Annotated in this window: 18 protein-coding genes; 8 read left to right on the top strand and 10 right to left on the bottom strand. The window is 41.5% G+C overall.

Annotated features, from left to right (window positions below; genetic code table 11):
• Positions 1 to 214 precede the first annotated feature (214 nt).
• The 5 genes from ACY8D0_RS10490 to ACY8D0_RS10470 all read right to left on the bottom strand — a co-directional run bounded on the left by ACY8D0_RS10490 (position 215) and on the right by ACY8D0_RS10470 (position 4,388).
• The gene (locus tag ACY8D0_RS10490; RefSeq protein WP_462410453.1) at positions 215 to 1,453 is read right to left on the bottom strand and encodes a sensor histidine kinase; all 1,239 of its coding nucleotides are present in this window, start codon (positions 1,451 to 1,453) and stop codon (positions 215 to 217) included.
• Positions 1,454 to 1,461: 8 nt separating this feature from the next.
• Complete coding sequence (locus ACY8D0_RS10485) at positions 1,462 to 2,133, bottom strand: response regulator transcription factor (protein WP_462410452.1); 672 nt, start codon at positions 2,131 to 2,133, stop codon at positions 1,462 to 1,464.
• Positions 2,134 to 2,198: 65 nt separating this feature from the next.
• Complete coding sequence (locus tag ACY8D0_RS10480; protein ID WP_462410451.1) at positions 2,199 to 3,029, bottom strand: RnfABCDGE type electron transport complex subunit D; 831 nt, start codon at positions 3,027 to 3,029, stop codon at positions 2,199 to 2,201.
• Positions 3,030 to 3,911 carry an FAD:protein FMN transferase gene (locus ACY8D0_RS10475; RefSeq protein ID WP_462410450.1) on the bottom strand — a complete coding sequence of 294 codons (882 nt, stop codon included), beginning with the start codon at positions 3,909 to 3,911 and terminating at the stop codon, positions 3,030 to 3,032.
• 21 nt (positions 3,912 to 3,932) lie between these two features.
• Positions 3,933 to 4,388, bottom strand: coding sequence for an FMN-binding protein (locus ACY8D0_RS10470; protein ID WP_462410449.1), 456 nt, complete (start codon positions 4,386 to 4,388; stop codon positions 3,933 to 3,935).
• 400 nt (positions 4,389 to 4,788) lie between these two features.
• Here ACY8D0_RS10470 and ACY8D0_RS10465 point away from each other — a divergent pair, with 400 nt between their 5' ends.
• Positions 4,789 to 5,010 carry a hypothetical protein gene (locus tag ACY8D0_RS10465; protein WP_462410448.1) on the top strand — a complete coding sequence of 74 codons (222 nt, stop codon included), beginning with the start codon at positions 4,789 to 4,791 and terminating at the stop codon, positions 5,008 to 5,010.
• A 105-nt stretch (positions 5,011 to 5,115) separates the two neighbouring features.
• Positions 5,116 to 6,600, top strand: a complete 1,485-nt coding sequence (locus ACY8D0_RS10460) for an aminotransferase class V-fold PLP-dependent enzyme (RefSeq protein ID WP_462410447.1) — start codon at positions 5,116 to 5,118, stop codon at positions 6,598 to 6,600.
• Positions 6,601 to 6,714: 114 nt separating this feature from the next.
• Here ACY8D0_RS10460 and ACY8D0_RS10455 read toward each other — a convergent pair whose 3' ends face one another.
• Complete coding sequence (locus ACY8D0_RS10455) at positions 6,715 to 8,253, bottom strand: right-handed parallel beta-helix repeat-containing protein (RefSeq protein ID WP_462410446.1); 1,539 nt, start codon at positions 8,251 to 8,253, stop codon at positions 6,715 to 6,717.
• A 729-nt stretch (positions 8,254 to 8,982) separates the two neighbouring features.
• On the opposite strand from ACY8D0_RS10455, the gene ACY8D0_RS10450 reads away from it, so the two are divergent.
• Genes ACY8D0_RS10450 through ACY8D0_RS10425 form a run of 6 tightly spaced genes read left to right on the top strand, consistent with a single transcriptional unit; the run spans position 8,983 to position 13,024 of the window.
• Entirely contained in the window at positions 8,983 to 9,726 is a 744-nt protein-coding gene (locus ACY8D0_RS10450) for a GntR family transcriptional regulator (protein ID WP_462410445.1), read from the top strand.
• A 15-nt stretch (positions 9,727 to 9,741) separates the two neighbouring features.
• Positions 9,742 to 10,146 carry a PTS sugar transporter subunit IIA gene (locus ACY8D0_RS10445; RefSeq protein WP_462410444.1) on the top strand — a complete coding sequence of 135 codons (405 nt, stop codon included), beginning with the start codon at positions 9,742 to 9,744 and terminating at the stop codon, positions 10,144 to 10,146.
• Positions 10,146 to 10,628 carry a PTS sugar transporter subunit IIB gene (locus ACY8D0_RS10440; protein WP_462410443.1) on the top strand — a complete coding sequence of 161 codons (483 nt, stop codon included), beginning with the start codon at positions 10,146 to 10,148 and terminating at the stop codon, positions 10,626 to 10,628. Before ACY8D0_RS10445 ends, ACY8D0_RS10440 begins: the two co-directional genes overlap by 1 nt.
• 30 nt (positions 10,629 to 10,658) lie before the next feature.
• Positions 10,659 to 11,465 (top strand): PTS mannose/fructose/sorbose/N-acetylgalactosamine transporter subunit IIC, encoded by an 807-nt coding sequence (locus ACY8D0_RS10435; protein WP_462410442.1) that lies wholly within the window; start codon positions 10,659 to 10,661, stop codon positions 11,463 to 11,465.
• Positions 11,440 to 12,267, top strand: coding sequence for a PTS system mannose/fructose/sorbose family transporter subunit IID (locus tag ACY8D0_RS10430; protein ID WP_462410441.1), 828 nt, complete (start codon positions 11,440 to 11,442; stop codon positions 12,265 to 12,267). Before ACY8D0_RS10435 ends, ACY8D0_RS10430 begins: the two co-directional genes overlap by 26 nt.
• A 52-nt stretch (positions 12,268 to 12,319) precedes the next feature.
• Positions 12,320 to 13,024, top strand: coding sequence for an SIS domain-containing protein (locus tag ACY8D0_RS10425; RefSeq protein WP_462410440.1), 705 nt, complete (start codon positions 12,320 to 12,322; stop codon positions 13,022 to 13,024).
• Between the two features lie 147 nt (positions 13,025 to 13,171).
• On the opposite strand, the gene ACY8D0_RS10420 is transcribed toward ACY8D0_RS10425, so the two are convergent.
• The 4 genes from ACY8D0_RS10420 to ACY8D0_RS10405 all read right to left on the bottom strand — a co-directional run bounded on the left by ACY8D0_RS10420 (position 13,172) and on the right by ACY8D0_RS10405 (position 18,301).
• Entirely contained in the window at positions 13,172 to 13,975 is an 804-nt protein-coding gene (locus tag ACY8D0_RS10420; protein WP_462410439.1) for an IclR family transcriptional regulator, read from the bottom strand.
• 121 nt (positions 13,976 to 14,096) lie between these two features.
• Complete coding sequence (locus ACY8D0_RS10415; protein WP_462410438.1) at positions 14,097 to 15,602, bottom strand: FGGY-family carbohydrate kinase; 1,506 nt, start codon at positions 15,600 to 15,602, stop codon at positions 14,097 to 14,099.
• Between the two features lie 163 nt (positions 15,603 to 15,765).
• Positions 15,766 to 16,695: an ABC transporter permease gene (locus tag ACY8D0_RS10410; RefSeq protein WP_462411341.1), complete on the bottom strand. Its 930-nt coding sequence runs from the start codon at positions 16,693 to 16,695 to the stop codon at positions 15,766 to 15,768.
• Between the two features lie 61 nt (positions 16,696 to 16,756).
• Positions 16,757 to 18,301 (bottom strand): sugar ABC transporter ATP-binding protein, encoded by a 1,545-nt coding sequence (locus tag ACY8D0_RS10405; RefSeq protein WP_462410437.1) that lies wholly within the window; start codon positions 18,299 to 18,301, stop codon positions 16,757 to 16,759.
• Positions 18,302 to 18,343: the final 42 nt, after the last annotated feature.

Raw genomic sequence — 18,343 nt, 5'->3', positions numbered from 1 at the left:
ACCACGCTCTATGAGACAGTTCCGCTCTTGAAACCAATCAAACTGTCTCATATGGGGCTTCTATAGGACATTTGAAAAATAAAATCCGGCAAACTGTCCCATAAAAGGGCTCTATGAGACAGTTCTGCCTTTGAAACCCACCAAACTGTCTCCAATAGCTATCCCCCACTGGCACCGCCGTCCCCATGGCTCCAAGCAGGAGAACATCCCTGCTTCATTTAACAGGAAGATTTACGATAACCCGCGTCCCTTCCCCTTCATGACTGATAATCCGAATTTTGCCTGAGTGGGATTGAACAATCCATTGGGCTATGGAAAGCCCTAATCCGGATCCTTCTAAGTGGCGGGTTCTTGCCTTGTCTCCCCGGTAATAGCGATCAAAGATATATGGGATATCTTCCTTCGGTATCCCAATACCCGTATCCGCTATTTCAATGATGGCGCGCGAATTCTTCACACCGCTTTTAAGGGAAATCACACCATTTTCCTTCGTGTATTTAACGGCATTGTCTAATAAAATAACAAACAGCTGCTTCAGCCTCTCTTTATCTCCCGTTAAGGAAATGGGAGAAAGCTCCGCAGCTACTCCAATATTTTTCAAATCGGCTAACGCTTTAAAGTTCTTTACTGCCTGATGAAGAATGTCATCCAGCTGGATGGCCTCATGCTGCAGCTGCAATTGGCCAGAATCAGAACGGGCCAAGGTCAGCAAATCGGTGACCATCTTTGACAGATAATTAATTTCCTGGATGGACTGATGAATCGTTTCACTTTCCTGTTCGACACTATGATTGGGATGGCGAAACAAGTGTTCAAGATTTAGTTTTAAAACCGACAGCGGTGTCCTTAGTTCATGCGAGGCATCCGCCACAAATTGCTGCTGCTTATCCCAAGATTGCTTGATAGGGATTAACGCTTTACTGGCCAGGTAAATCCCCGCCAGAATGGCAATAAATACACTTAATAACGAACCAAAACCAATCACCATCAATAAATGGGAGAGCATTTCCTTTTCGTGTTTCAGGTTATAGACCACTTGAATTTTCTGATAGGGAGCATAGTTTTGATTATCGGAAACCGAGATATTGATATACCGATAGGATTGATCCCCAATAGCCGCCGTTTGCAGCCCTTCCTGATCAAGCAGACTGGAAAATGGTTTCCTCTGCGCCTCCGAAAAGGAGTTCGTTGGAACCACTAGGCTTTGCTTCGTTCCCTTCTTCCAAAGGATATAGACAAACCGGCTATTTTCCTCCCGTTCCGGGTTGAATTCCTTGTCAATTCTCTCTCTTTCGCGGAGCAAATGGCTTTTCTTTTCAGTAAGGTTTTTATCCACCTGGTGGTACAAACTGTAATACGTATAAAAATAAATAAGGGCGCCAAAAATATTTTGCAGAATAAAAAAAACGAGCGAATTCAGTATGACAAGCCGGCGTTTTGTTTTTTTAAACATAGATCATACTACTCCTTCAGCATATATCCCACACCACGGACCGTCCGAATCAGGTGTTCATAGTCAAAGGGGGCTAATTTTTTCCGTAAATAGTGGATATATAAATCAACAATGGCGTCGGTCGTTTCAGATTCAATTCCCCAGATGCGTTGAAATATTTGATCTCTCGTTAAAATTTGTTCCTTATTTTGAATCAAATAATAAAGCAACTCATATTCTTTGATCGTCAACTTTAAAACTTGGTCACCGATAATGCCTTCATGCTGAGTGGTATCCAAAAGGATGGGCCCATAGGATATTTTCCCTTCCAGCCCGATTTTCCCTGCCCGGCGCAGGAGTGACCTGATTCTGGCTAAAAATTCTTCTGTTGCAAAAGGCTTGACGATATAGTCATCTGCCCCGTAATCAAGTCCCTTCACCCGGTCCTCAATCCGATCCTTAGCCGTTAGAAACAAGGTCGGGGTTTGATTTCCTTCCGTCCGCAATTTCCTCATTAAGGTAAAACCGTCCATTTTCGGGAGCATAATATCAAGCGTGATCAAATCATACTCACAGGCTGAGGCCAGCATATACCCTTCTTCGCCATCTTCCGCTTGGTCCACTTCGTATTGTTCTTCCTGTAAAATGGTCGAAATAATTTTTCTTAACGGTAAATCATCTTCTACAACCAATACTCGCATTCTGCCCTGCCAACCCCCTTAAGGATTTTCAACCACGATCGTCTTCCCAGCATTTTGCCGATACATTATCTACTAATCACTCTCCGAGAAGTTTTAGATCGCATCTGCCTGCGTTCTGCTGCTTTCGAAGCCGATAACTTTTTCCAATAACTATAGATATTCCCTATCATCAGCCCGATAAACAAATACGTCAAGCCGCCGAAAATGGCGTAGACGATAATTCCCGTTACGGCTGAAAGAATGCCGAATACCACTTGATTCTGATACTTGGCCGGTGAGGTAGGCGGATCGGTCAGCATAAAAAAGCTAAAGAACAGGGCGGCGTTAATAAAGGGTGGCCGAAATGCATCTGCCGCTCCCCCGATCTCCAAGGCCCCCATAAGCAGGAGTAAAAGAAAAAACGTCCCCAGAAAGGCAAACACTTGAGGAAATTTATTGACCCGCTCCGTTACCAGGTATCCTCCTATTAAAAGAATGCCGATCATCCACCAAGGAAGGTCTCCAAATGCTCCCCACCAGCTCTGCCCTGTATGAAAAAGAAAAATCGATAGCAGCAAGCCAAAGGCAGCCGGATTAAAAATCGGTTTCTTCTTATAGACTAACAAATGCTTAGACAGGATGGCCATTACCGAGGTCCCTGCCACCATATACCACGGGGTGGTGAAACTTAAAACCAAGGATATAATCAGGCCTGTAATGACCGTACTATCCTTGCTGCTTTTTCGATTATTCAGCCTGCAGTATATATAATCTGCTGCATATGCCGCCACAATGGCAAGGAGACCATTCATAATCCCCATGAGTGTGGCGGATCCAATCGAAGCGATGATGAAAAAAGCTGCGATGATGATGGTCACATATCCCTTTGGCGTTTTAATCCATTTAGCTGTGTTCATTTAAATCCCTCCCGTTCTAACAAGCTGTAAGTCAGGTGTAATCCATATTCCTTGTAAATTGGCGTCTTCCATTAACTCTTTTCCTTTTTCCCCGCCAAGCAGGAAGGAGGTCGTTGAAAAGGCATCCGCCATCATGGCGAATGGGGCCATGACGCTGACACTGACCCATTGGTTGGGTGATTGCTTGGTTTTTGGATTCACAATATGATGCAAGTCAGCGATTGCCGGATTCCTCCGCTCGTAACTTCCTGATGTGCAGATGGCTTGATTGGTGATTTCGATGGTATCAATCAACTGATCTTTTAGAAACGGATGCTGAATCCCGACTTTCCACGGCTTCCCATAAAAATCGACCCCTCCGGCAAACAGGTCACCGCCAGCGTTAATGAGAAAGCCGTCAAACTCCTTCAATTCCTGGGCAGCCAAATCAATGGCAAAACCTTTCGCGACAGCACCCAAATCGATGACCAAAGGTTTTTTTAACCATAAGGTACGGGTTTTCCGATCCATAACGATGTCTTGATACGAAACCTCCTCGGCTGCAGGGCTGTCCACTCGTTCTCCGGTTAAATAATGCAGGTTAAATCCGTTTTTCTCCATCACTTTCCCGACCGTGGGATCGAATAATCCTTCCGTCATTTTGGCCATTTCGATGGCAAAATGAAGCGGCTCGAATAAAAAGGGGCTGATTTCAACGGGTGTGCCGACATTTTGGCAGGCCCGCATTAATTCACTTGAAGGGCTAAACCGGCTGCAGGCTTGTTCCACTTGGTAAAAGGCCTGAAACGCCCGATTTATTTTTTCGGCCGCTGCTTGTTTTGATTTTCCTGTAACAACTTGTATATCGACTACAGTATCCATATACAATTTGGTTTTTCTCATGGTTTTCCCTCCTTCTCCGCCCTATGCATTTTGGGCTTGATTCAGGGCTTCTTGCACCGCATCTTGGAAGGCTTCCGTGCTATAGGTGGCCCCGGATACATTTTGTACTTGCGCGCCTTGGTTCTGCAGGACCTCATCCGGCAGCCCTACTACATCACGTTCCGAATAATGCATGGCAAAATCACTGATTTCCACATCGGTGATTTGATCGTTTTTTATGGTTACCTGTACTTCAATGGAGCCTCGGCGATTCATTCCCATGCCGGTAAAAGTTCCGTCTTTATACCGTGATTGGGTTTGCCTGCTGCTGACGTCCGTTTGTTTGGAGGTTTGGCTGTTTGGTTGAACAAAATTTGCCGTATATGGTTTCGGCAGCCCATCGGCCGCCTGCGTTTCTGTCGTATAATACCCAGCGGCATAAACCGCTGCAATGGCCGTGGAACATAGAAGTACCCATTTTTTGTCCATTTTTTTCATCTCATCATCCTCCTATTGGATGGCTGAATTCTTTTCACTCATTCAGTCTAACTCGGGAAGATTAGAATTTTCTTAGAAACAGGGGGATGGTTCTTGTGCGTTAAAGGTAAAAAAGAAGCAGGAGAACTGTCCCCCGCTTCATGAAAAAGAGAGTGTCACAAAAAGTCATACGTTGGGGACACCTCTTCGAATATTGTCGAAATAACAAGCAGCACATTAACTATGGAAAACAAAGGAAAAATGTCCTATAATCTCTTTAACTAGGAATTTAACACTACCACGATAGTATAAAAGGAGGAGAAATAAAAAGAAGAGTTTGCAGAACACCAATTGATTTAAGGCGAAGCAAGATGGAGTCTATAGATGAATCAATTATAGAATACTCAAAGAGAGGATTGGTATGGAGAAATTTAAGTATCAATTGGCTTTATTTTTAGTTCACATTATGGTTGCCATCATTATAGGCTCAATTTTGACATTATTATGTTATATTGCAATACCTAACTATGATTATCATAACGAAAAAACAACTTTGGTAGTTGTGATATTTTCCATCATCGGTACTGCTTATGTATTCAAGAAAGGTCTGGTATGGATCTATCCATCACGCGGGAATGAGTAGTCCGATAGTTTACCAGCAATATGTCAATAATAAGTCTCCTACATTACGCACAAAATATTCATAATATTCAAACACCTATACTTATTCTAAAGGAAGCTCAAAATTATGATAACAAAAGAAAACACGACAAGTTTAGAAGAGTATTTTCGACCCTATTATGATGGGATCATTGGAAACACTCAAACATTTATATCACCTTTTGGACAAAAGAGGATTTGCTACGCGGATTGGATTGCAAGCGGTCGTTTGTACCAGCCAATAGAAGAAAAGATTGCACACCAGCTTGGTCCTTTTGTGGCAAATACACACACGGAAACGAATGTAACGGGTAAAGCCATGACAGATGCCTATCATTCCGCAAAGGAAATCATTAAGAAGCATGTTAATGCAAATGCAGATGATGTATTACTGTTTGAAGGCACCGGAATGACAGGAGCTATATGCAAGTTACAACGCATTTTAGGATTATCGGTCAATGAAGGCTTAAAAAATAAAATCAAGGTAGATCATTCGGATCGACCTGTAGTTTTCATCACCCACATGGAACACCATTCCAACCACACTTCCTGGGAAGAGACTTTAGCCGAAGTTGTGATTGTCCCCCCAAACGATCACGGGGATGTTTGCCCTGATTCATTGGAAAATCTGCTGAAAAAATATAAAGAGCGCACGATTAAGATTGGCTCATTCACTGCATGTTCCAATGTGACAGGAGTTCAAACTCCCTATTACGAATTAGCCAAACGGATGCACAAATACCATGGTTACTGCTTCGTGGATTTCAGCGCTTCTGCACCATATGTATCGATGGATATGCATCCCCAAGATACGAATGAAAGATTGGATGCCATCTTCTTTTCACCTCATAAATTTTTAGGGGGTCCAAGTTCATCTGGAATCGTTATTTTCAATAAAAGGCTTTACCAAAAAGAAATTCCCGATAAACCTGGTGGAGGAACTGTCAACTGGACAAATCCTTGGGGCGGCAAATCCTACATTGATGATATAGAAGTACGGGAGGATGGCGGGACACCTGGATTCTTACAAGCCATTCGTGCAGGTTTGGCCATTAAACTAAAGGAAAAAATGGGCATTGAAAATATAAAGAAGAGAGAACAGGAAATAATTGAAACAGTATTTAATAGAGTACACAATAATGAAAAGATAACGTTATTAGAACCAGACAAGCAGGTGCGATTACCCATATTCTCTTTTTATGTCAAAAACGTTCATCATAATTTAATCGTGAAATTATTAAATGACGTTCATGGTATCCAGGTACGTGGCGGTTGTTCGTGCGCTGGTACCTATGGACATTATTTGTTAAATATAACTCAAGATTCCTCTAAAAGAATAACAGATGAAATAGATAAAGGTAATCTTATATTAAAACCAGGTTGGATCCGTATTTCATTCCATCCAACAACCAAAACAGAGGAAATTCACTACGTATTCGACTGCGTCGAGGATGTCATTGATCATATCAAAGATTACAAAGAGGAATACTATTATTGTCCTGAATCAAATGAATTCAAACATAAAAAGGAACTGAAAATGAATCTACAAATCCATGAATGGTTTGAACTTTAAAATCGATTTGTGGCCATAGACCCATTTAAGAACAGGACCTATTCACTTGCCAGATTCATGAAAGAAACACCCGCTATGGCCGTAGCGGGTGCCTTTTTTTTTGAATTCGATTGCTTATTTCGTCAACGCATTGGCTTCTTGAACAAGAAGTTTAGCGGTTTCCTTATCGATATGCTTACCCGATTGAGCCTCTACCTCATGAACAAATGCAGACAGTTCATGGTCCTCTAGTTTTTCTTGAAGGCTGCTTGCGATCCCAGCACGATCGATGGCCCCGTTCTGAGTGAAGGATGCCACCAGTTCCTGTAAGGCAATCACTGCATCCTGGTCAGCCGTGTAGCCTAAACCATATTGGAAAAGTGAACTTGTCGGTACAGGACGCAGAAACGAAACTTCCGGCAAACTGCCATCTGGTTTTCTAGGTGCTGATAATTGAGCCGTATCCAGGCTGACAAAATTTTTGTCAGCGATTTGCAGGCCGCCATCGATAGTCCAAGAATTATTCGCGACACTTTCTGGCGGATTATGATCATCCCGCATTAAGACGCCCATATAAGAAATGTTATTGTGCAATACTTCTCTATAACCTGGGATGTTGTTGATATCCGTCGGGCTTACGCGCTCCAGCATATTGAAGTTCGCATTATATTGCGGGTTGCCATTATTATAGGCCGTGTTATTCGTCCAAGTGGCCGCTTGCCCTGGCTGATGGTTCGCATAAAAGCCATTCGCCCCGTTATTAACAGCTAAACAATATCTCACGGTATGAACCGGCACCGGATTTGGGATTCCCGTTAAACTATAAGCATATCCGCCGACTTTGAACCCATTTTGGTCGCCTATCCCATTCTGATTCCCCCGATTATCAAAAGACCAGGAATGATCATACAGCACGGTGCCACGTGAAGTGATGCTGTCAAACCCATCATCACTGTTATGCCAGGCACGGTCATTAATGAACGTCACATCATCTCCATGTGCACCAAAACCATCCGTGTTTCCTGCCGATAGGTCAGTTGGTCCAATGTTGTTATAAGAATCACTGTTAATCACTGTTCCTGAACCATGCACATTAAAATAAAAACCATTGGCTTCATTATCATGGGCCGCCATATTTTCAAAATTGGCGTTGCCGCGGATATTAAAAGCTTCGGATTGCTTTTGCGGGCCGACTTTCACCCCAATCACATCAAATCCTTTGAAGGTAAGACCCTTCGCTACAGGATCGATAAAGAAAGCAGCCACACGTCGGTCGGTTGGCACATTTTTGAAGTCAAAAACCGGTCTTGGATCCCCAGGATAGGCCTCATAGGCGATCCCACTCTTCGTAAAATTATTCACATAATGGTAGGTATTATCGGTTTTTGCACTTGTAAAATCATCATAAACACCGCCGCGAATATAGACCGTATCCCCAGGGGAAGCGGCTTCTTGGGCTTTCATGAGGCTTTTGAATGGTGCATCAATTGTTCCTGGATTGCTATCACTACCAGTTGGAGAAATATAGTAAATACTAGCTGTCGCTGCCTGTGTTGTGACAGCACTTACCGCATGGGATACCGGCGTTTCCTCTGCATTTGCACTAACCGCACCTGTCGTAATCACGGTTGCCAGCATACAGCCGGTCATCATCATACTTCCAATTTTTTTCACAAAAATTTCCCCTCTCGCTAATCGATTCTTCCAAGTTGAACCGTCCTTGCATTAAACGTTTTATAGATTTCTAGTCTTTCAGATAGGCTACAACAGGTTACTGATAAGTCGCCTCCTTTTGGCATACCTCTTCCCCATGCCTGAATCCATGCAGCGCCTATTCTATCCGCTTAAACGGGCCACCTCCAAACCGTAACCATCGTCCCTGGCCATCAATCGATATGATGGGCGCATGCCCACTAAGATGTCCCTGTCTTTATGTATTGGACTTTCGCAAATCCAGTTATATGTAAACGGTAACAACGAATATTATAGACTCAATTTTTGCGAAGTCTGTCAGAAACGGCCGCAGAAAAAAGGGCTATTTTGTTTGATTCTGAAAGAATGAGTCGAACCGTATATCCAAAGACCCACTTCAAAAGCAAAATCCTACTTTATGCCTCAAAAACTAGTGTAATTTTCCAATTTTTCATTGTACTCTCAAAAACCTTGTAAGAGTTTCTGCCAAAGTGCATGCCAAGCCTATTCAAGAAAGATATAATCAAGAACATGAAATGCCCGATCATACAAATTCCCCAATTTTTAAAATTTGTTCAAAAATAGCCCAATAAAAGCGCTTGCATTATTCTGATAATTGGGTTATCTTTTTGTTATAACTTAACGTGTTAACCGGTTATCACGTTAGATTGAATAACCAAATGACGGTATAGCTATACCAGGAGGATGACTATGGGTGACCCAAAATACCTAACCATTATCAATGACATTAAGCAAAAAATCAGCGATGGGACATTCAAACAAGGGGAAAAAATCTATTCAGAGGGGGAACTAAAGAAAAAATATAACGTCAGCAATACCACTGTTGTCCGCGCACTCCAAGAACTGGTCAGCGCCGGACTGGTCACAAGGGAGCAAGGGAAAGGGACCTTTGTCAGCAAATCAATTTTAAACAAGGAAGTCATTTTTAACGAATACTCCCACTTTCCCAATGACCAAATTGTCGATTTTAATACCAGAAAAAGAATTAGTGCCGAACGCACAGAAGTCCTCTCCATCCAAGAAATCAAGGATGAGCGAGTCGCGGAGAAACTTCAAATTCCGCCAGCACAGCCGATTGTCCATTTCGAAAGAATTCGTTACATAGACGATACAGCATGGGCGATACAAAATAACTTCATCGCCAAAAGCAACTTAATGAATCTTGATCTATCAAACTATGAGGAATTCACTTCCCTCTCGGAAAAAATAGACCAGCTATATGGCATCAATATTTTGAATGAAGCGATGAAAGAAACCATCAAGGTCGTATTCCCTCCATCACAAGACATCCAAAGAAAACTGCAAATCGGGGAACTGCCCGTCTACAAAATAGAACGAATCACCTTTGTCCCGGAAACCAAGCCATTCGAGTATGTAGAAACCTTTATCCGCCATAATCACTATTTCATCGAGATTGAAAAGAAAAAACAATAGAAGGAGCGGACCCTTATGCAATATATTTTGGCCTCACATGGCCAGTATGCCGTCGAAACGAAAAACAGCTGCGAAATGATCACAGGCGTGCACGATAACCTCCATGCCATCGCTTTTACCCAAAGCATGGGGGCGGAAGATGTCAAACATCAATATGAACAAATCATTGAAAAGCATGCGGAAGAGGACATCACCATTATCGTCGACATATTAGGCGGCACTCCCTGCAACGCAGCCATTATGCTAACCGAAAAATACAACCAGATCACCATCGTTTCAGGATTATCGCTCGCTTTAGTCATACCGCTTATTTTGGGCGAAAGCCTGGAATTAGCAATTGCTGGGGTGATCGAAACGACGAAAATACTCACCACGGAAAATGACAGCCAACAAAATGAAACTGGAGAGGAAGAGGACTAATGCCGAATAATGGAATTGTACACGTAAGAATCGATGAACGCTTAATTCACGGACAGGTTGCCACCATGTGGACCAATACCATCAAAGCCTCCCGCATCATGATTGTCGATAACAAAGTCGTCAAAAGTGAAATGGAAAAAATGGCCCTAAAAACCGCCGTTCCCTCAGGAGTCAAGTTAAGCATCTTAACAACAGCCGGTGCGGCTAAAAATATTTTGGAAGGAAAATATGCTGATCAGCGGGTATTCCTCATTGTCAAATCCCCTGCTGCCTTGCGTGAATTGATAGATGGCGGTGTGGAGCTGCCCCAAATTAACGTCGGAAATATGTCAGCCAAACTAAACTCCAAGCAAGTTCGGAAATCTGTCAGCGTGACAGAGCAAGATGTGGAAGATTTCAAGTATCTCTCAAGTAAAGGCGTCCACTTCACAGCCCAAATGGTTCCTTCAGAAGACGCTGTCAACTTTATGGAACTGATTTAAGCTGGTTGAAAAATAAAGGAGGAAAACAGAATGGACTTAGCTGTTTGGCAAATCATTCTTTTGGTTATCTTGGCCTTTTTATCGATCCTTGATTCTTTGTCACTCAATATCGGCTGCCAGTATCCCGTGATTATCGGCACCTTTGCCGGCTTCATTATGGGCGATGTCACACTCGGGCTGGCAGTAGGGGCTACCCTTCAATTAATGGTACTCGGTGTTGGCACCTACGGGGGTGCGTCGGTACCGGACTTTGTCACAGGAGCCATTGTAGGGACCGCCTTTGCGATCATTTCCAATCAGGATGTGGAGTTTGCCATCGGGATTGCCGTGCCAGTGGGACTTCTCATGGTACAGCTCGATGTATTAGCCCGCTTCACCAATACCTTCTTCCTGCATCGCATCGACAAAAACATCGAAGAAAATAATATCGCAGCCATCAAACGAAATGTTATTCTTGGGGCATTGCCTTGGGGCTTATCCCGTGCGATTCCTGTCTTTATCATGCTGGTCTTCGGTCAGAATATCGTCGACTTTATTGTAAAAGAAATGCCTAATTGGCTGATGGGCGGCTTGAAGGTGTCAGGCGGGATTTTACCAGTAGTCGGTATCGCCATCCTGCTGCGTTATTTGCCGACAACAAAATTTGTTTCCTATCTAATCATCGGCTTTGTGGCAGCTGCTTACCTAAAAGTTCCGATGTTCGGGGTGGCCTTAATCGGTTTGGCTCTCGCGATTATGTACTTTAAGCAAAATTACAACAAACAAATGGCTATGGCTGGGGGCTTAACAGCAAGCACTATGGGAGGGGAAAATGAAGATGGCGAATACGAAGACTGATTCAGTGAATTCAAACGCAATCACGAAACGGGATTTATGGGCAGCCAACGTCCGCTGGCTGCTCTGCAGCCAGATTTGCTGGAATTACGAACGGATGATGTCCACCGGCTATTTATACACGATTTTGCCAACCTTGAAGAAGCTCTACAAAAAAGACGAAGACTTAAAAGAAATGATGTCGATGCACAACCAATTCTTCAACACCAACCCCATGGTGGGCGGCTTGATCCTCGGGATGGACATGGCCATTGAGGAACGGGAAGGAAAGGAATCGAAGGAAGTGGTAACCGGCTTAAAGACAGGATTAATGGGTCCCTTTGCCGGTGTAGGCGATACGATTTTCGGCGTCATCATCCCGACCATCTTCGGGTCCATCGCTTCTTATATGGCATTAAAAGGAAATGCCACCGGCGTCATTTTGTGGGTAATTGTCAATCTATTGATCATTGGTTTACGGTTCACCCTGCTCCCTATCGGCTATAAACAAGGGGCAAGATTAGTAACCGAATTTGCAGACCGCTTAAATGCCTTAACGGAAGCGGCGATTTTACTTGGGATTACCGTTGTCGGAGCCCTCATACCAACCGTCATCAACGCCAAAGTGCCGTTTGTTTATAAGTCCGGCGAGGTCTCGTTAAAAATTCAGGATATGATTGATCAAATCATGCCGTCAATGGTCCCTGTCCTTCTGGTGGGACTCATCTATGGACTGCTCGGCCGGAAAAAAATGAACTCCACCAAGGCCATCCTGCTGGTCATGGTGTTAGGTATTGTATTGTTTAACCTTAAAGTATTAGGCTAATCATTTTTCTAAAAAAACTAGTTACAGCTGGTGAAACGGAGGAGTACAAAAAATGGGATTAGAATTTTTTGATAAAGCACGGCAATTGACAGAGGAATTAGAAAGAACACAAGCGGAAAACATTCATAAGGCTGCTGAAATTGTGGCAGAAGGAATCATGAACGGCGGCATCACCCAAGCTTTTGGCAGCGGTCACTCGTATGCCGCAGCGATTGAAATAAGCGGCAGAGCGGGCGGACTGATTCCCTCTAAGGTGATCATGGACCCGGCCGGCGGCATGTATGAAGCGATTGAAGGCGTTGGGAAAGTATTAACACACAAGGTACAAATTAAACCACATGATGTATTTTTCCTCATATCCAATTCGGGTCGCAATCCAATGGGCATCGAGCTGGCACAGTGGATAAAGGAACATGGCAATAAACTGATTGTCGTCACCGCACTCGATTCTTCCAAAAAATCCAGCTCCCGTCATTCATCGGGCAAGTTATTATATGAGTTTGCCGACGTGGTTTTGGATAACCGATCTGAATTTGGGGATGCAGCATTGGAAATCGATGGATTAGAGACGAAAGTTTGCGGGACTTCTTCCTTCTCCGCCACCTTGCTGTTGCAGCAGACGATGTATGAGGCCATTAAAATTATGGTAGCGAAAGGATATAATCCCCCCGTCTACCGCAGCGCCAACATTGACGGAGGCCCAGAATACAATACGGCGATCGAGGATGAATACGCAGACCGGATTTTTCATATTTAATTTCCGGGATAAAGACGAAAATCGGAACACGCTGAAAAGGCACAACAAGCAGATTTGGCTCGTTGTGCCTTTTTATGTTCCGGCTCTTAAAAAGGTACCTTTCCTAATCCAGACCTTTCAAGCTAGAACAATTAGTATTAAGTTCATTTATTTATTTTTAAAACCTAGTCTTTCAGATATTCTATAACCAGCCTCTATTACTAAATTCTTTTTTCTTTCCAATCCTATTCCTGATATATGACTAGCAAATCCGGATATACCTATTGCAGCTATCGCTTTTCCGGAATGGTCATATATAGGAGCTGCAATACAACGTATACCGACTGCAAACATTTCATCATCAATGGCATAACCGTTCATTCTTACTTCATTTAATTTGTTCTTAAATTCTTCTGGAGATGTGATAGTTTTTTCCGTACTCTTTGGTAACCCGTTTTCTGAAATAATTTGATCAATAAGAGTTGGAGATAAATCACTTAATAACACCATGCCCGCAGCGCTCAAGTTAGCATGCAAAAGAGAGCCTAATTCAGCGTACATAGATAATTGTTTCAGTCTTTTAATGTGCTCGATATACATCACTTTGCCTTGGAATAGAACTCCTAATTGGACATATTCATCCGTTTCATCAGATAACCATTTCATCACAGGCATGGCTTCAGAGCGGATGTTCATTTTAGAAACCTGTTCTAATCCAATCCTCATGAGACCAATTCCAATTTTCCACTTTATCGATTTTTCTTGAGTAGTTTTTTCAACAAACGCTTTTCTTTCTAAAGTAGATAAAATCCGGAATGCAGTGCTTCTTGGTAAATTAGTCATTGTTAATATTTCTTCAAACCCTATTCCTGAAGGATCCTCATAGTCGGACAACAATTCTAAGATTTCCAAGGTTCGCTCTACTGCTGGGATCGAATTTTTATTCTCTTTAATACTTTCCTTAGCTTCCATATAATCTTCCTCTCTGAAATGATAGGAAATTCGGTAAGTATTTTATAACATATCCTTCTTATAGCAAATAGGTCTTTACCTATTAACATATATTGTTCAAAATTAACTTACCAATAAAATCTTATATTAGTAATTCGGCTGACTCTGTTATCATCCTATCTATTCCCTGTTGTCTTTTATATAATGTCTTATATACTTTTTGGTAAACACGATTGTAATATTTATGGTTGATTTCATTCGGTTCATAAATCTTCTTCTTGATTATTTCTAAATTTCCACTAACTATTTCTCTGCCAATAGCTTTTGCCCCTAAAGCAGCTGCTCCAAAAGGGACTAGATCTTTATCGTCAATCGCTTCTATTCGTATGCCTAAGATATCTGCTTTACATTGCATCCAGGGTGAATTTTTGGTTCCTCCCCCCATTGCAATGACTTTCTCGATGTTCCCTTGTTGTGCATATTCAAGTACTAATCTAAACTCATAACAGATACCTTCAACCACTGCGCGACATAAATCTTCTGTTCGTGAGTTTATGGATAATCCCCAAAAACTCCCTTTAGATTCTTGATTAACCTCAGGAATAACGCAGCCTTTTATATGTGGCAAGAATAATACTCCATTACTTCCAACTGAACTTTTATTTACTAGGTTAGTAAATTCTAAATAGGTCTCAGGATTGGGATCTTTATTTAGTATAACTTTAATGGCCCAATCTATTGTCTCTCCACCAGAAGGCATACTCCCTAATTTATAATAGGCATTAGGCAGGACATGTCGTCCAAGTGTATAGCCATTGTTATGTCTTGTATCCCCAAAAGTTTCTTGAAATAAACATACAGACTCCGTGGTTCCGATTGATGCAACAATTACATTAGATTGTTTTGCATCTAATCCTGCACAGCCCACCATGTGATCAAATCCGCCAGTAACCACCACTGTTCCGGGATTAATCCCCCATATGGTGGATATCTCAGGTAAGATTTTTCCTAAAATCTGCCCTGAAGGATACACTTCAGGAAATAGTTGTCGATCAACTCCAGCAAGCTTTATCAGCCTTTCACTCCACACCAATTTTTGGATGTCAAATGCCATGGTACGTGATGCAAGAGAATAATCCATTGATGCTACCCCAGATATTTTGCGCGCAAAATAATCTGATAAACAGTGCCATTTATCTGCTTTTTGATATACATTTGATTCGTTATCTTTTAGCCATTGAATTTTTAAAAGACTATATATATGTTGTACTTCCAGGCCAGTTATCTCATAAAGCTCTTCAGTTGGGATCAATTCCCTCCATTGATCAACTAGTTTTAGAGTTCTTGTATCATACCACGCTATAATTGGAGTTAATGGCTTGTTAGCCTGATCTACCAACAAGCCAGACTCACCTTGACTACTAAAACCAACAGTTGCAACTTCTAAGCCTCTATTTTCAATCTTCAATAGCTCTCTAATGCTTTTTGTAAGTAATTCCCATAGATGATCAGGATCATATTCAGCCCAGCCTTTATGGGGAAAATTTGATGGTGTGGGGAAATGTGCATAATCTACCAAATCACCAATCTCATCAAACAAGGATATCTTACAATTTGTAGTCCCCAGATCAATTCCTAAATATAGCAAGCAGTTTTGCCCCCCCTTATTTTAAATAGTTATCATTATTCAATTTGGAAGCCCTTAAAATATATATTCTTGATTGAAGCGTTTCTATCGAATAATGAGTAAATGTAACTTCGCCTGGTCCTTATAAAATAAGAAGAAACAGATTATGAAACCTACTTATGCTCTAACCATTATTCCGCATTCTAAGGCGATCAAGAAGAACAGCAAGTACGATGACTCCACCTTTGACGATTTGCTGCCAATAATAATCGACATCCAACAGTGTGAGGCCATTTCCGATAAAACCCATTATTAAGACCCCAACAATGGTCATCTGAATCTTTCCAACTCCACCAGTAAAACTAGTCCCACCTAGGATGACTGCTGCAATAGCATCCAGTTCTATTCCGATACCGGCATTAGGTTGACCGGAATATAATCTGCCTGCAAGTACTACTCCAGCCACCCCTGATAACAATCCACTAATGGCATAAACCTGCAGTATGTTTCTTTCAACTTTAATCCCAGTAAGTCTCGCAGCTTCCTCATTACCACCAATAGCATAAACATGTCTTCCAAACATGGTATATTTAAGGGCTATAAATATGATAACGTATACAAATACCATTATAAAGACAGGTGTTGGTATTCCAATGATGTTTCCAGAACCGAAAAACTTAAAGGTGGTTGATGAAAGAACGATAGGGGTTCCTCCACACAATACATAGGCTATACCTCTTAGATAGGTCATGCTTCCCAACGTTACAATAAAAGGAGGAAGTTTTGTATTGGCAATAAAAAATCCATTGATTAGTCCAGCAATATATCCTATAACCATTCCAATAAACATAGCGAGGAATACATTTGCACCGTTCTCTACCAGCATGACAGACACTACACCAGATACAGCCAGGATTGAACCTACAGAGAGATCAATTCCCCCCGTTAAGATGACCAATGTCATGGCCGCTGCAATAATGGCTGTGATGCTCACTTGTTTTACAACATTTAACATATTGACAGTATCTAAGAAGTTGGGTGCCATAAAGGAAAGGGCTATAAATAAGACAATAAGGACTAAAAACATTCCTAATTGATTCCATATTATAGACATGGTAGATCCTATTCTACTTTTTGTGACGGGGGCAAACTGTGTTTCTGTACCACTATTCATATTAAACTCCTCCCATAGCATAATGCATAATTTTCTCTTGAGTGGCTTCTTGCTGTAACAAGTTGGCTTTTACTTTACCTTCATGCATGACTAATATTCGGTCACTAATTGACAGTACTTCCGGTAACTCTGATGAAATGATTAATACCGCTAATCCACTATTTGCAAGTTCACATATTATTTTGTGAATCTCAGTTTTCGACCCTATGTCCACTCCTCGGGTAGGTTCATCGAGCAGTAATACCCTTGGTTTAATGGATAACCATCTTGCAAGTAATACCTTTTGTTGGTTACCTCCACTTAAATTAACAACCTGCTGTTCCATATTTGCCACTTTAATATCTAAGCTTTTGATAAAATCAGTTGCACTATCATTAATCTTTGCCCAATCTAGTAATTTTAATTTTCTATAGTTACTCATCTGTGCCAGTAGAATGTTTTCCTTGACTGACATATTTAAGAAGAGCCCTTGTTCTTTACGACTCTCTGGAACATGCGCAATGCCATGTTTTATTGCATCTTGCGGGGAGGATATTTTTACTTTCTTGCCATTAATAAATATGTCTCCTTTAGAAATGGGTTCTAATCCAAATACGGATCTAACCAACTCTGTTCTGCCCGCTCCTACCAGTCCTGAAATCCCAACGATTTCCCCTGCATGAACCTTTAAGGATATATCTTTTAGTAATTTATTATCTGATAATCCCTTTATTTCTAATACTGGAGTTTTTTCCTTTGCTTCTTTACTTTTTACTATGGTCCTTTGAAAAAGTTCCTTCATTTCACGTCCAACCATCATGTTGACCAAATGGTCAGGATTTGTTTCTGAAATAGGATATGAATCTATAAAATTACCGTCTCTTAGAACTGTACACCTATCTGATATCTTAAAAATCTCATCCATCCGGTGAGATATATAAACAATAGCTACTCCTTGCTTCTTTAATTCCTGAATGATGACAAATAATTTCTCTATTTCTTTATCTGTAAGCAAAGCTGTCGGTTCATCCATCACTAGGACCTCTGCTTTAATAGATAACGCCCTTGCAATTTCTACCATCTGCTGTTGAGCAACGCTTAGAGTGGAAACATATGCTTTCGAGTCAAGGTTAGATCCAATAGATTCCAATATCGCTTGAGCCTTTTCATGAACTTCATTATATTGAACAAATCCCAGCTTGTTTTTAGGATATTTTGTACCCATCAAAATATTTTCTCCAATTGTTAAGTTTGGAGAAAGATTTAGTTCTTGATGAATCACGCTTATGCCATGTTCACGTGCTTGCATGGGATTGTTCCAGTTAATTTGTTTATTTCGAAATTTAATAGTTCCTTGATCAGGTTGGTGGACACCAGCCATTATTTTCATTAACGTAGACTTTCCTGCACCATTTTCACCCATAAGGGCATGAACTTCTCCTTCGAACAGATGAAGGTTTATATTCCTTAACACACTAACACCTGAAAAAGATTTTGAAATCCCCTCCATGCTTAAAATCTCATTTAGACCTGTAGAGTTATACTTATCTATAGGTGATTTAACCACTGCCCTAACACCTCTAATCAATAAGTTTTAAATGATGCGCTT

It is taken from the genome of Neobacillus camarae (assembly GCF_054950115.1).
This window is presented reverse-complemented; position numbering and strand designations above follow the sequence as displayed.